13 protein-coding genes are annotated in these 12,029 nt (G+C 63.6%); 9 read left to right on the top strand and 4 right to left on the bottom strand.

The features are described from left to right. Window positions 1-57: 57 nt before the first annotated feature. From PF66_RS12055 to PF66_RS12040, 4 genes are all read left to right on the top strand, one after another. A complete protein-coding gene (locus PF66_RS12055; RefSeq protein ID WP_054060308.1) occupies window positions 58-777 on the top strand; it encodes a helix-turn-helix transcriptional regulator in 720 nt (239 codons plus the stop codon). Between the two features lie 52 nt (window positions 778-829). After that, window positions 830-1,165: a nuclear transport factor 2 family protein gene (locus tag PF66_RS12050; RefSeq protein WP_054060307.1), complete on the top strand. Its 336-nt coding sequence runs from the start codon at window positions 830-832 to the stop codon at window positions 1,163-1,165. 46 nt (window positions 1,166-1,211) lie between these two features. Further along, a complete protein-coding gene (gene zapE / locus PF66_RS12045) occupies window positions 1,212-2,321 on the top strand; it encodes a cell division protein ZapE (RefSeq protein WP_054062814.1) in 1,110 nt (369 codons plus the stop codon). A gap of 101 nt (window positions 2,322-2,422) precedes the next feature. Then, the gene (locus PF66_RS12040) at window positions 2,423-2,914 is read left to right on the top strand and encodes a GNAT family N-acetyltransferase (RefSeq protein WP_054060337.1); all 492 of its coding nucleotides are present in this window, start codon (window positions 2,423-2,425) and stop codon (window positions 2,912-2,914) included. Window positions 2,915-3,071: 157 nt separating this feature from the next. Here the strand turns inward: PF66_RS12040 and PF66_RS12035 are convergent, their stop codons facing one another. The 3 genes from PF66_RS12035 to PF66_RS12025 form a co-directional block, all read right to left on the bottom strand. After that, window positions 3,072-3,296 (bottom strand): hypothetical protein, encoded by a 225-nt coding sequence (locus PF66_RS12035; RefSeq protein WP_054060305.1) that lies wholly within the window; start codon window positions 3,294-3,296, stop codon window positions 3,072-3,074. A gap of 303 nt (window positions 3,297-3,599) precedes the next feature. Further along, on the bottom strand, window positions 3,600-5,336 hold the full coding sequence (locus PF66_RS12030) for a phosphoethanolamine transferase CptA (protein ID WP_054060304.1): 1,737 nt from the start codon (window positions 5,334-5,336) through the stop codon (window positions 3,600-3,602). A gap of 188 nt (window positions 5,337-5,524) precedes the next feature. Continuing rightward, window positions 5,525-5,704, bottom strand: a complete 180-nt coding sequence (locus PF66_RS12025) for a DUF6026 family protein (protein WP_054060303.1) — start codon at window positions 5,702-5,704, stop codon at window positions 5,525-5,527. A gap of 297 nt (window positions 5,705-6,001) precedes the next feature. On the opposite strand from PF66_RS12025, the gene gnd reads away from it, so the two are divergent. From gnd to nudC, 5 genes are all read left to right on the top strand, one after another. Then, entirely contained in the window at window positions 6,002-6,985 is a 984-nt protein-coding gene (gene gnd / locus PF66_RS12020; RefSeq protein WP_054060302.1) for a phosphogluconate dehydrogenase (NAD(+)-dependent, decarboxylating), read from the top strand. After that, entirely contained in the window at window positions 6,982-8,505 is a 1,524-nt protein-coding gene (zwf, locus tag PF66_RS12015) for a glucose-6-phosphate dehydrogenase (RefSeq protein ID WP_054062813.1), read from the top strand. Before gnd ends, zwf begins: the two co-directional genes overlap by 4 nt. After that, the gene (locus tag PF66_RS12010) at window positions 8,502-9,326 is read left to right on the top strand and encodes a Cof-type HAD-IIB family hydrolase (RefSeq protein ID WP_054062812.1); all 825 of its coding nucleotides are present in this window, start codon (window positions 8,502-8,504) and stop codon (window positions 9,324-9,326) included. Before zwf ends, PF66_RS12010 begins: the two co-directional genes overlap by 4 nt. A 237-nt stretch (window positions 9,327-9,563) precedes the next feature. Next, window positions 9,564-10,376, top strand: a complete 813-nt coding sequence (locus PF66_RS12005) for a crotonase/enoyl-CoA hydratase family protein (RefSeq protein ID WP_054062811.1) — start codon at window positions 9,564-9,566, stop codon at window positions 10,374-10,376. Between the two features lie 31 nt (window positions 10,377-10,407). Continuing rightward, the gene (nudC, locus tag PF66_RS12000) at window positions 10,408-11,238 is read left to right on the top strand and encodes an NAD(+) diphosphatase (RefSeq protein WP_054060298.1); all 831 of its coding nucleotides are present in this window, start codon (window positions 10,408-10,410) and stop codon (window positions 11,236-11,238) included. Here the strand turns inward: nudC and PF66_RS11995 are convergent. Continuing rightward, complete coding sequence (locus PF66_RS11995) at window positions 11,206-11,985, bottom strand: TSUP family transporter (protein WP_054062810.1); 780 nt, start codon at window positions 11,983-11,985, stop codon at window positions 11,206-11,208. The two genes, nudC and PF66_RS11995, sit on opposite strands and share 33 nt — an antisense overlap. Window positions 11,986-12,029: the final 44 nt, after the last annotated feature.

Genomic DNA, 12,029 nt, shown 5'->3' with positions numbered 1-12,029 from the left:
CAATTTCGTACACAGCCTAGGCTGCGCGCATCCGCTTCTGTTCAGGTTGAATCCACCGTGTCCCGTACTTCCCGTCTATTGACGCTGCTGCAGGTGCTGCGGGCCCGTAGCCGCCCGGCCACCGCGGCGGCCCTGGCCCATGAACTGGAGATTTCCGAGCGGACGGTCTATCGCGACATTGCCGAACTGATTGCCCTGGGCGCGCCGATCCAGGGCGAGGCGGGGATCGGCTACGTGTTGCGCAGCGGCCTGTTCCTGCCGCCGCTGATGCTCGATGCCGACGAGGCCGAGGCGATCATGCTCGGCCTGCAGTACGTCAACCAGCGGGCTGACGATGTGCTGGGCAAGGCCGCCTGTGGGGCCCTGGCGAAGATTTCCGCGGTGCTCGGGCCGGCGGCCCAGGAGGCCCTGCGCAACCCCACCGTGCTGGCCGGCCCCGCCGGTTACGGCTTCCCGGAGAACATCGTGCCACTGAGCGTGCTGCGTCAGGCGATCGGCCAGCAGACCAAGCTGTACATCGACTACGCCGATGCCAACCGGATCCCCAGCCAGCGCCTGATCTGGCCCCTGGCCCTGGGCTTTCTGAACGAGGTGCGGGTGATCGTCGCCTGGTGTGAGCTGCGCAACGACTACCGGACCTTTCGTACCGACCGCATCGCTGCCGCCTGCGAGCAGGGCGAACGGTATCCGGGACGGCGCAGCGACCTGTTGCGCGGCTGGCACCAGGCCTGCGAGCAACAACAGAAAACCCAGCCGTTCACTCCTGACAAAAACTGACGCGGGCCTGGCATAGGATGAGGCCAGTCCCACCAGCAAGGAGCTGTACCCCATGAACACCTCATCCCTGGCCCCGGCTATCGAGGCCTATATTGCCGCCGCCAATGCCCGCGACACCTCGACGATCGACAGTTTCTTCGCCGCGGACGCGAATGTCTTCGATGAAGGCCGGCACCAGGTCGGTACCCTGGAGATTGCCAGGTGGATGGATGAAACCGGTCGCAAGTACCAGCCCCGGGTCGAAGTGCTCGACGTTGCCCAGCGCACCGGCAAGGTGCTGGTGCGCAAGCTCGTCTCGGGCAGCTTTCCCGGCAGCCCGGTGGAGTTGCGCTACACCTTCCGGCTGAACGAACAGGGCAAGATCGCCCGGCTGGATATTTCCCTCTGAGTCGAGCTGGCATACTGCGGGGCCCTGTTCAGCAATGGCCCCGCCCATGACCGTCGATTCCCCCCTGATTGCCTACCAGCGAGCCGTCGCCCAGGGCTTTGTCCACGACCCCGCGCAATGGCAGGCGGTGCAGGCGCTGCAACACTGCCAGGAGGCGCTGCACCAGGGGCAGGTCCCCCGCGGCGTCTACCTCTGGGGGCCGGTCGGGCGCGGCAAGACCTGGTTGATGGACCAATTCCACCAGACCCTGCGGGTGCCGTCCCGGCGCCAACATTTCCATCACTTCATGGGCTGGGTGCACCAGCGCTCCTTTCAGTTGAGCGGGATCGCCGATCCGTTGCGGGCCCTGGCCCGTGAGCTGGCGGCCGAGGTGCGGGTGCTGTGTTTCGACGAGCTGTTCGTCAATGACATTGGTGATGCGATCATTCTCGGGCGGCTGTTCCAGGTGATGTTCGACGAGGGGGTGGTGATCGTCTGTACTTCCAACCAGCCGCCGAACCAGCTGTATGCCGAGGGTTTCAACCGCGAGCGCTTTCTGCCGGCGATTGCCGCGATCGAACGGCACATGACGGTAGTCGACGTCGATGGCGGCGAGGATCATCGCCTGCATCCGGGCGCGGGTCTGCAGCGTTACTGGGTGGTGCCGGTGGAAGGCTCGAGCGGTTTTGCCCAGGCGTTCGACGCGCTGACCGCCGGGCAGCCGGTGTCCAGCGAGCCGGTCGCCATGGGGCATCGGACCCTGGCGGTGGTGCGGGCTTCGCCAAGCGTGCTCTGGTGCCGTTATGCCGAACTGTGTGAGCAGCCGTTGGCGGCGATGGACTTCATGGCACTGTGCGATCGTTACTCGGCGATCTTCCTCGACGAGGTACCGAACCTCAGCGCCCGCCAGCGTCCCGGTCGGATCGCCCGGGGTACCGAGGATGCCGCGCAACGGGTCGAGGCGGGGGATCGTCAGTTGCCACAACTGTCGATCCACGATGACAGCGTGCGTCGTTTCATCGCGCTGGTGGACGAGTGCTACGACCGCAAGGTGGCCTTGTACGTCGCGGCCCAGGTGCCGCTGGACGAACTGTACAGCGAGGGTTACCTGGCGTTCGCGTTTCGTCGTACCCTCAGTCGCCTGCATGAGATGCAGTTGCAGCGGTTCGGGCAGTGAAGCCAAGTCTGGAGAATTTCCTTCGCCCGGCCCTGGCCCGGGCCTACAATCGGCTGCCCTGAAGCGAGAACCGATTTTCAATGATGCCGTCGAGGATGAACATGGACGTTGCGGATGTACTGATACTGCAGGCGAGCTACACCAACCCGGTGCATGCCGAGGCGATCGCCCTGGTGCTGAACCACTATGCCGAAGACCCGATGGGCGGTGGTCAGTCGCTGGACCCTGACCTGCTGGCGCAACTGCCGGCCGAGCTGGCCAAGCGTGCTCATGCGTTCAGTGTGCTGGCGTTTGTCGGTGGCGAGCCGGCGGGGCTGGTGAACTGCTTCGAAGGCTTTTCGACCTTTGCCTGCCGGCCACTGGTGAACGTGCATGACGTCGCGGTGCTGAGCCGGTTTCGGGGGTTGGGGTTGAGTCGCAGGATGCTGCAGAAGGTCGAGGATATCGCCCGTCAGCGGGGCTGCTGCAAGATTACCCTGGAGGTGCTGGAGGGGAATGCGGTGGCCCGGGCTGCGTACGAGAAGTTCGGTTTCAGTGGTGCCCAGCTGGATCCGAGTCACGGGCAGATGATGTTCTGGAACAAGTATCTGTAATGACTCCCCTCAAGTACCAGGGCGGATATCTTCACTGAACATCCTGTTGGCCGGCATTCAAATAAAAAAGCGCCCCATACAGGGCGCTGAAAGAAAACACCCCTCACAAGAAACTTGTGGAGCAACCAGAGGTGTTATCGGGAGCTCGATCGATGAATCAGGTGTCAGGTTGTTGCTCGGCCGCTTTCACTTCGTTCGAAGAGGCATCGTTCTTTTGCGCCTGAGCGGTCAGGGTCTTCTGTTCGGCCTGCTCGCGCGCCAGCTGCTGGCTGACCTGGAAGTTTTCCCAGCGCTCACGGGCACGGTCGGAGCCGCCTTCGGCCAGGGCAGCGAAAGAAGTGGCGGACAATAGACCGGCAATCAGCAAGGTAGGCAGTTTCATGATTGATGTTTCCTGAGTTGTCTAAATGGATGTCGCCGTGGCGATCTGAAATTCGGAGCAACTTTAGGAAGGGGGAATTAAGTGGCAATTAAGATGGATAAATGCCGGATGAGCGGTTGCAGGAATGCTTGATGAGTATCAGGAAGATTAAGTAAATATTATGAGCCTGTTTTAAGCGGATAATATTTTTCTGATTTTGCCCGTTGCTTCGCAGGCAGGCATGCCAGCCCGGATCGCTGCCATCGGGTAGGCACCGAGAGAAATGGCCTGTTCCGCTGCGAGCCGCGAGAACAGGCCAGAAGCTCATTTCTTCGCCACGTCTCCCTGCGGCTTGGGCTTGATCAGGCTGAAATCGATCAGCGCCCTCTGTGGACGCGCGTAGGGATCGCCGATCAGCAACGGCCGAACCTTGAACTGATCGCTGACCACGCTCTTGCTCAGGTCCTGCTCATCGAAGCTCAAGCCGGCCAGGTCGGTCCAGGTGTGGATCAGGTGCGAGCTGCTGTAGGGGCGGCTCAGGTCCGAAGCGAAGCTCCAGTCATGGCTTTCGCGCCATTTCGGCGAGGCCCAGGCGATGAACGGTATGGTGTACATCGGCGCCGTCGGCTTGGCCTCGTTGCGGCCCAGGGTGGCATGGCCGGCGGAGTCGAAGACGTCTTCGCCGTGGTCCGACAGATACAGCAGGAAGCCGTTCGGGTCGGTCTTGGCGTAGTCCCTGATCAGGCTCGATACCACGAAATCGTTGTACAGCACGGCGTTGTCGTAGCTGTTGTAGGTCGGTATCTGGTCGTCGCTCAGACCGGGCGGGGCGCCGGTACGGTCGGTGAACTTCTCGAAGGCCGGCGGGTAACGGTACTGGTAGCTCATGTGCGTGCCCAGCAGGTGAACCACGATCAGCTTGCGCGGGGCGCTGTCGGCCAGGGCCTTGTTGAACGGTTCCAGCACATCGCCATCATACTGGCGGGCGTTCTGGTTGCGGTTGTTGTTCAGGTACACCTGCTCGTCGGCCTGCTCGGAGAAGGTCGTGAGCATGGTGTTGCGCTTGGTCATGGTCTGCTGGTTGGTGATCCACCAGGTCTTGTAGCCGGCCTGCTTCATGACGCTGACCAGCGACGGGGTCTTGAGGTACAGGTCGGGGTTTTCTTCGTCGGCGAAGGTCAGGACCTGCTGCAAGGCCTCGATGGTATAGGGACGCGGAGTCACCACGTTGTCGAAGACCGCCAGTTGTTCCCTGAGCTTGTCGAGGTTCGGCGTGGTTTCCCGGCGATAGCCGTACAGGCTCATGCGCTGGCGGTTGGTCGACTCGCCGATGACCAGCACCAGGGTGGTCGGCAGGCCGGCCTGGCGGTCCTTGAGGTTATGCAGCGGTGGAATCCTGCTGACGCTGTCGAGCATGCCCTGCATGTTGTTCAGTTGTTGGCGATAGCTGCGATAGGCCACCACCATCTGCCACGGGACCGCCGGTTCGACACGGCTTTCGAAACGCTCCAGGCCTTCCTCCAGCGTCGAGCTGCGGTTGATCTGGCTGACCAGTGGATAGCCGATGATCGACACCAGCAGCAGCGTCGCCACCGCCAGGGCGCGACCGCGTGGCAGGTGAACCGGGCGTACGCGGGTCCAGAGCAGGAAGGCCACGACGCTGTGGGCGAGCAGCGCGAGCAGGATCCACCACTGGAAGTACTGGGTCAGGTACTCGCTGGCCTCGGCCATGTTCGATTCGAACATGATGAAGATCACGCTCTGCGAGAATTCCTGCTGGTAGATGAAGAAGTAGCCCAGGCTGGCCAGGGAACAGGCCCACAGCATCAGGCCGATCAGGGCGCTGAGCAGGCGGGTGCGACGCGGGAACACCAGCAGCGGTGCCAGCCAGATGGCGCTGAGGAAGAATGCCTGGCGGAACCCGGAGAAGCCGGAAGTGCCGCTCAACTGGATCAGCAACTGGGTGATACCCGAGAAGTACCAGAAGAACAGGAACATCCAGCCGAGCCCGGCCCAATCAAAACCTTTCGCAGACTTGTTGCTGCGTTCGAACAACGCCATCGAGCACTCCAATCAATCGCCAACTGAACCATGGGGCTGGGAAAAAAGTCGCCATGGGGGATGGCCGCACGAATTGCGCACGGCTGGAAGGCCTGGAGTATCGGTAACGACGTGTGAAAAAAACGTTCAGGGCCAGGCACACCGGCGGCGCGCCTGGAGGGGATGGGGAATCAGCCGTGGGCCGGCGTTCAGTTGCCCAGTCGCGGCAGCGGGGCCTGGGCCGTCAGGGATTGCGCCTGCAGGGCCTCCTGCAAGAGCGCGACCTGCTGCAGCAGCGCGTTGCGCTCGTCCTGCAACTGCCGCAACTCATCGCGGCGGATCGTGACGTACAGGGTTTGTGGGGGACGTACTGCGGCTACCGTACCCATTGCTCACCTCGCGAAGGGTCTGTTTCGGTGGAGCTGGCCCGGCCCGATCAGGGGCAGGGGGCTCGTTCAAGACAATTTTGGATTCTTTTTCGGCGCATGGGAACTTTTTTATTTTTTGTTGTCGCCGTGTCCTGGGAGCGAGTTCGAGCGTAACAAGAGGGTCACGGGCGACACCGGCGAACCAATCATCGCCGTATTTGACTAACCTTTCGCAGGACACACGCCGTTGCGGTGGGCTAAGGTGTCGCCTTTATCTTTTTCGAGTTTTTTCGAACTCGTCGTCTGGAGTAACGCTACATGCAACTTGGAATCATCGGACTGGGCCGCATGGGCGGCAATATCGCACGGCGATTGATGCTCAAGGGCCATGAGACCGTGGTTTACGACCGCAACACCGACTTCGTTGCCGCCCTGGGCCAGGAAGGTTCCACCGGTGTCGCCGACCTGCCGGCACTGGTTGCCGGGCTGAGCGCGCCGCGAGCGGTCTGGGTGATGTTGCCGGCCGGGGCGCCCACCGAGGACACCATTGCCGAACTGGGCAAGCTGCTGCAGCCGGGGGATGTGATCATCGACGGCGGCAACACCTACTACAAGGATGATATCCGTCGTGGCCAGGAGCTGGCGCAAAAGGGCATCCACTATATCGATGTCGGTACTTCCGGCGGCGTCTGGGGCCTGGAGCGTGGCTATTGCATGATGATCGGCGGTGATGCCGAGGTGGTCCGCCGCCTTGATCCGCTGTTCGATGCGCTGGCCCCGGGCCTGGGCAACATTGCGCGGACCCGCGATCGCAGCCCGACCGCCGACGACCGCGCCGAGCGCGGCTACATCCATGCCGGCCCGGCGGGTTCCGGGCACTTCGTCAAGATGATCCACAACGGCATCGAATACGGGATGATGCAGGCCTTCGCCGAGGGTTTCGACATCCTCAAGACCAAGAATTCCGAAAGCCTGCCGGCCGACCAGCGTTTCGACCTGAACCTGGGCGATATCGCCGAGGTCTGGCGCCGCGGCAGCGTGGTCTCCTCCTGGCTGCTGGACCTCACCGCCGACGCCCTGGCCACCGATCCCAAACTGGACAACTACTCCGGCGCGGTGGCCGACAGCGGCGAAGGCCGCTGGACCATCGAGGCGGCGATCGAACAGGCGGTACCGGTGCCGGTGCTGTCCAGCTCGCTGTTCGCCCGGTTCCGCTCGCGCCAACAGAGCACCTATGGCGACAAGTTGCTGTCGGCGATGCGCTTCGGCTTCGGCGGCCACGTGGAGACGCCGAAAAAATGAAGGCCACCGGCAAGAAAAGCAAGGTTGAGGCCGCCCCGCCGACCACGCTGTTCCTGTTCGGTGCCCACGGCGACCTGGTCAAGCGCCTGCTGATGCCGGCGCTGTACAACCTGAGCCGTGACGGCCTGCTCGACGACGGCCTGCACATCGTCGGCGTCGACCACAACGCCGTCACTGACGCCGAGTTCGCCAAAAAACTGGAAGAGTTCAGCCGTACCGAGGTGGCCGCCAAGAGCGGGAAGACTGCGGAGCAGGCGCTGGATGCCGCGCTCTGGCGCAAGTTGGCGAAGAACATCAGTTACGTGCAGGGCGATTTCCTCGACGACTCCACCTACACCGCGCTGAACGCAAAGATTGCCGCCAGCGGCACCGGCAAAGCGGTGTTCTACCTGGCTACCGCGCCGCGCTTCTTCAGTGAGGTGGCGCGGCGCCTGGGGGCGGCCGGGCTGCTCGAGGAAACGCCCGAGGCCTTTCGGCGGGTGGTGGTCGAGAAGCCGTTCGGCTCCGACCTGGCCACCGCCGAGGCGTTGAACGCCTGCCTGCTCAAGGTGATGAGCGAGAAGCAGATCTACCGGATCGACCATTACCTGGGCAAGGAAACCGTACAGAACATCCTGGTCAGCCGCTTCTCCAACGTGTTGTTCGAGGCGTTCTGGAACAACCACTACATCGACCATGTACAAATCACCGCGGCGGAAACCGTGGGCGTGGAAACCCGCGGCAGTTTCTACGAACACACCGGCGCCCTGCGCGATATGGTGCCCAACCACCTGTTCCAACTGCTGGCGATGGTTGCCATGGAGCCGCCAGCGGCCTTTGGTGCCGACGCCGTACGTGGCGAGAAGGCCAAGGTGGTCGGCGCGATTCGACCCTGGAGCATCGAGGAGGCACGGGCGAACTCGGTTCGCGGCCAGTACACCGCCGGTGAAGTGGCGGGCAAGGCCGTGGCCGGTTATCGCGAAGAAAACAACGTGGCGCCCGACAGCAACACCGAGACTTATGTCGCGCTCAAGGTGATGATCGACAACTGGCGCTGGGTCGGTGTGCCGTTCTACCTGCGTACCGGCAAGCGCATGAGCGTGCGCGATACGGAAATCGCCATCTGCTTCAAGCCGGCGCCGTATGCGCAGTTCCGCGATACCGAGGTCGAGCGCCTGCAGCCGACCTACCTGAAGATCCAGATCCAGCCGAACGAGGGCATGTGGTTCGACCTGCTGGCCAAGCGCCCGGGGCCGGCGCTGGACATGGCCAATATCGAGCTGGGGTTCGCCTACAAGGACTTCTTCGAGATGCAGCCGTCCACCGGCTACGAGACGCTGATCTACGACTGCCTGACCGGCGACCAGACGCTGTTCCAGCGTGCCGACAACATCGAGAACGGCTGGCGCGCGGTGCAGCCGTTCCTTGATGCCTGGCGCGAAGACAGCCAGGTGCAGTCGTACAAGGCCGGCGAGAATGGCCCGGCGGCTGCCGATGAACTGTTGGCGCGCGACGGCCGCGCCTGGCACGGCATCGGATGAGCGGCTCGGTGCAATACCCCATCCGCCTGCTGCTCAGCGACATGGACGGCACCCTGTTGCGCCCTGATCACAGCCTCAGCCCACGCACTGTCGAGGCGGTGCGGGCGCTGCGCAAGGCGGGGGTATTCTTCAGCCTGGCCACCGGTCGGCCGCCACGGGCGATGCGCGAGCAGATCGAGGCGCTGGGTGTCGATTTACCCGTGGCCGCGTTCAACGGCGGCACGTTGATGCATCCCGATGGCCGCTACCTGGTGACTCATTACGTGCCGCGCGAGGCGGCGATCTGCACCCTGGAGTTGCTGTCGCGGCATGAGGAGGTGGAGATCTGGGTGTTTGCCGACAACGAATGGCTGCTGCGCAACCCCCACGGCACCATGGTCCCTCGGGAGCAGCATGCGCTGGGCTATCCGCCGACGGTGGTGGAGAGTTTCGAGCCGTACCTGGACCGTATCGACAAGATCGTCGGGGCCAGCGGCAATGCGCAACTGCTGATCGAACTGGAGACGGTGCTGCAGCCGCTGGTGGCGGACCAGGCGCTGGCCAGTCGCTCGCAGCGGGCCTACCTGGACATCACCGCGATGCAGGCCAACAAGGGCGAGGCGCTGGTGACACTGGCGAAGTTCCTTGAGGTGCCGCTGGCGCAGACGGCGGCGATCGGCGATGGCGGCAATGACCCGGCGATGTTCCATCGGGCGGGGCTGGCGATTGCCATGGGCCAGGCTGAAGAGGTGGTCAAGCGGCAGGCGGATGTGGTGACCGGCAGCAACACCGAGGATGGAGCGGCGCAGGCCATCGAGCAATGGATCCTGGGGCCTCGCTAGGTGGTGGAGGCTGGTCGCCTCTGGCGGTTCGCGGGCAAGCCTCGCTCCTACAAGTGATCGGGCCGTACAAAGGATTTGAGTTCGACGCCGGTCGCTGTAGGAGCCGGGCTTGCCCGCGAACCGCCGCAGGCGGCCATTCGCCCAAGTCCGGCTTTTGGCACATCCGCTACCCCCGACCGCCCAACCCGCTTGCTATATTCCCTCAAACTCCCATCAGCCCGCCAAGGATGCCCCGTCATGTCCGAATACCAAGCCTTCCGTGTCGAACTGGCCGACAACATCGCCCATGTGCAGATCAACCGTCCGGAAAAGATCAATGCGATGAACGCCGCGTTCTGGAGCGAGATCATCGAGATCTTCCAGTGGGCCGACGACACCGATGAGGTCCGGGTGGTGGTGCTGAGCGGCGCGGGCAAGCATTTTTCCTCAGGCATCGACCTGATGCTGCTGGCCTCGGTCGGTAACGAACTGGGCAAGGACGTGGGCCGCAACGCTCGCCTGCTGCGGCGCAAGATCCTGCAACTGCAGGCCTCCTTCAACGCCGTCGACCACTGCCGCAAGCCGGTCCTGGCCGCCATCCAGGGCTACTGCCTGGGCGGGGCCATCGACCTGATCGCCGCCTGCGACATGCGCTACTGTGCCGAAGACGCGCAGTTCTCGATCAAGGAAGTGGATATCGGCATGGCCGCCGATGTCGGCACTTTGCAACGTTTGCCACGTATCATCGGTGACGGCATGCTGCGCGAGCTGGCCTACACCGGCCGCCAGTTCGGTGCCGACGAGGCGCAGCGCATCGGTCTGGTCAATCGTGTCTATCCTGATCAGGCCGCGCTGCTCGACGGTGTGATGGGGTTGGCGCGGGAAATCGCCGGCAAGTCGCCGATCGCCGTGAGCGGCACCAAGGAAATGCTCAGTTACATGCGTGACCACCGGATCGACGACGGCCTGGAATACGTTGCCACCTGGAACGCCGCCATGTTGCAATCGAACGACCTGCGTGTGGCCATCGCGGCACACATGAGCAAGCAGAAACCTGAATTTCTGGACTGAGGAAGGTTTCCCGGTCCCCAAGGAACCCGCAATGACTCAAGGCTGGACAACCGCAGTACTGGATATCGAACAACCCGGTGGCTGGGCCGTGGCCCGTGGTCCCGAGGGGTTCCTGCTGGATGACAACGGCGTGCTGTTCCCCCGCGAGTGGCTCAAGCGCCAGGACCTGCCGGTACTCTGCGAGCATGGCATCGGCCATCGCGATGGCGAGCCGGTGTACCTCTTGGAACTCAAGGCCACGGCCGAGGTACCGGGTTGCCGCTGGCAGGGGCTGCGGCGCTTCATGCTCGAAGGTGACTTCACCACCTACCGTATGCTCGGCTATGCCGCGCAGATCGGAACCTGGGCCCGTGAGCACCGGTTCTGCGGCAGTTGCGGCCAGCCGACCCGCCAGGTCCCGGGCGAGCGGGCGATGTATTGCCAGCCGTGCGACCTGCGCGCCTACCCACGGATTTCGCCGAGCATGATCGTGCTGGTGACCCGCGGCGATGAAGTGCTGCTGGCCCGCTCGCCGCGTTTCGTGCCCGGGGTCTACAGTACCCTGGCCGGTTTCGCCGAGCCGGGCGAGTCGGCGGAGGATTGCCTGGTGCGTGAGGTCCGCGAGGAGGTGCAGGTCGAGGTCAGCAACATCCAGTATGTCGGCAGCCAGTGCTGGCCGTTCCCGCACTCGATGATGCTGGGCTTCCATGCCGAATATGCCGGCGGCGAGATCGTGCCGCAGGTCGACGAGATCGAGGATGCGCAGTGGTTCAATATCCGCGAACTGCCGCCGTTGCCGGCATCCCGGTCGATCGCCCGCTACCTGATCGACCTGTATGTGGCGCGTCGCCTAGGCCACGCTGAACCAGTGCTGCCAGGCTAGGCGCACGGTCAGACCGAGGACCACGGTGATGAACACCGGGCGGATGAACTTCGCCCCGCCACTGATGGCGGTGCGGGCGCCGAAGAATGCCCCGAGCATCACCGAAACACCCATGGCCAGGCCGATGATCCAGTCGACCTGACCGGAAAACACGAACACCGACAGCGCGGCGATATTGCTGACGAAGTTCATGCTGCGCGCCACGCCGCTGGCCTTGACCAGGTCGATGGGGTAGAGCAGCAGGCTGCTGACGGTCCAGAACGCACCGGTGCCGGGCCCGGCCACGCCGTCGTAGAAACCCAGGCCGAAGCCCTGGGGGAACTGCCACTTCCTGCGGATCGGCGCGTCGCTGTCCAGCGGCGCCTTGGGCGTACCGCCGAACAGCAGGTACAGGCCACAGGCGAAGACGATCACCGGCAGCATCCTGTTCAGCCACTCGGCTGGCATGAAGTGCGCGGCCACTGCGCCGATCAGCGCACCGGCGAGGGTGCCGAAGATCGCCAGTTTCCACTGGCGCGGATGGAACAGCTTGCGCCGGTAGAAGGTGAAGCTGGCGGTGGCCGAGCCGAAGGTCGAACTGAGCTTGTTGGTACCCAGCACCAGGTGCGGTGGCAGGCCGGCGGTCAGCAGTGCCGGGGTGGTCAGCAGGCCGCCCCCGCCGGCGATGGCATCGATGAAACCGGCGACGAAGGCGACGACGGCGAGAATGGCGAGGGTGGTCAGGTCTACGCTGAGATCGAAAGGCATGGGGTCGGCTTAGGCTATGTATGAAATCGCTTGAAACTTGGTTA

The sequence above is a fragment of the Pseudomonas asplenii genome, from assembly GCF_001293465.1.
GTDB lineage: Bacteria > Pseudomonadota > Gammaproteobacteria > Pseudomonadales > Pseudomonadaceae > Aquipseudomonas > Aquipseudomonas fuscovaginae_B.
This window is presented reverse-complemented; position numbering and strand designations above follow the sequence as displayed.

Excerpts from the sequence above, each read along its gene's own strand:
- PF66_RS12050 (WP_054060307.1), top strand. The coding sequence starts at position 830 with ATGAACACCTCATCCCTGGCCCCGGCTATCGAGGCCTATATTGCCGCC.
- zapE (WP_054062814.1), top strand. The coding sequence starts at position 1,212 with ATGACCGTCGATTCCCCCCTGATTGCCTACCAGCGAGCCGTCGCCCAG.
- PF66_RS12040 (WP_054060337.1), top strand. The coding sequence starts at position 2,423 with ATGGACGTTGCGGATGTACTGATACTGCAGGCGAGCTACACCAACCCG.
- PF66_RS12035 (WP_054060305.1), bottom strand. The coding sequence starts at position 3,296 with ATGAAACTGCCTACCTTGCTGATTGCCGGTCTATTGTCCGCCACTTCT.
- PF66_RS12030 (WP_054060304.1), bottom strand. The coding sequence starts at position 5,336 with ATGGCGTTGTTCGAACGCAGCAACAAGTCTGCGAAAGGTTTTGATTGG.
- PF66_RS12025 (WP_054060303.1), bottom strand. The coding sequence starts at position 5,704 with ATGGGTACGGTAGCCGCAGTACGTCCCCCACAAACCCTGTACGTCACG.
- gnd (WP_054060302.1), top strand. The coding sequence starts at position 6,002 with ATGCAACTTGGAATCATCGGACTGGGCCGCATGGGCGGCAATATCGCA.
- zwf (WP_054062813.1), top strand. The coding sequence starts at position 6,982 with ATGAAGGCCACCGGCAAGAAAAGCAAGGTTGAGGCCGCCCCGCCGACC.
- PF66_RS12010 (WP_054062812.1), top strand. The coding sequence starts at position 8,502 with ATGAGCGGCTCGGTGCAATACCCCATCCGCCTGCTGCTCAGCGACATG.
- PF66_RS12005 (WP_054062811.1), top strand. The coding sequence starts at position 9,564 with ATGTCCGAATACCAAGCCTTCCGTGTCGAACTGGCCGACAACATCGCC.
- nudC (WP_054060298.1), top strand. The coding sequence starts at position 10,408 with ATGACTCAAGGCTGGACAACCGCAGTACTGGATATCGAACAACCCGGT.
- PF66_RS11995 (WP_054062810.1), bottom strand. The coding sequence starts at position 11,985 with ATGCCTTTCGATCTCAGCGTAGACCTGACCACCCTCGCCATTCTCGCC.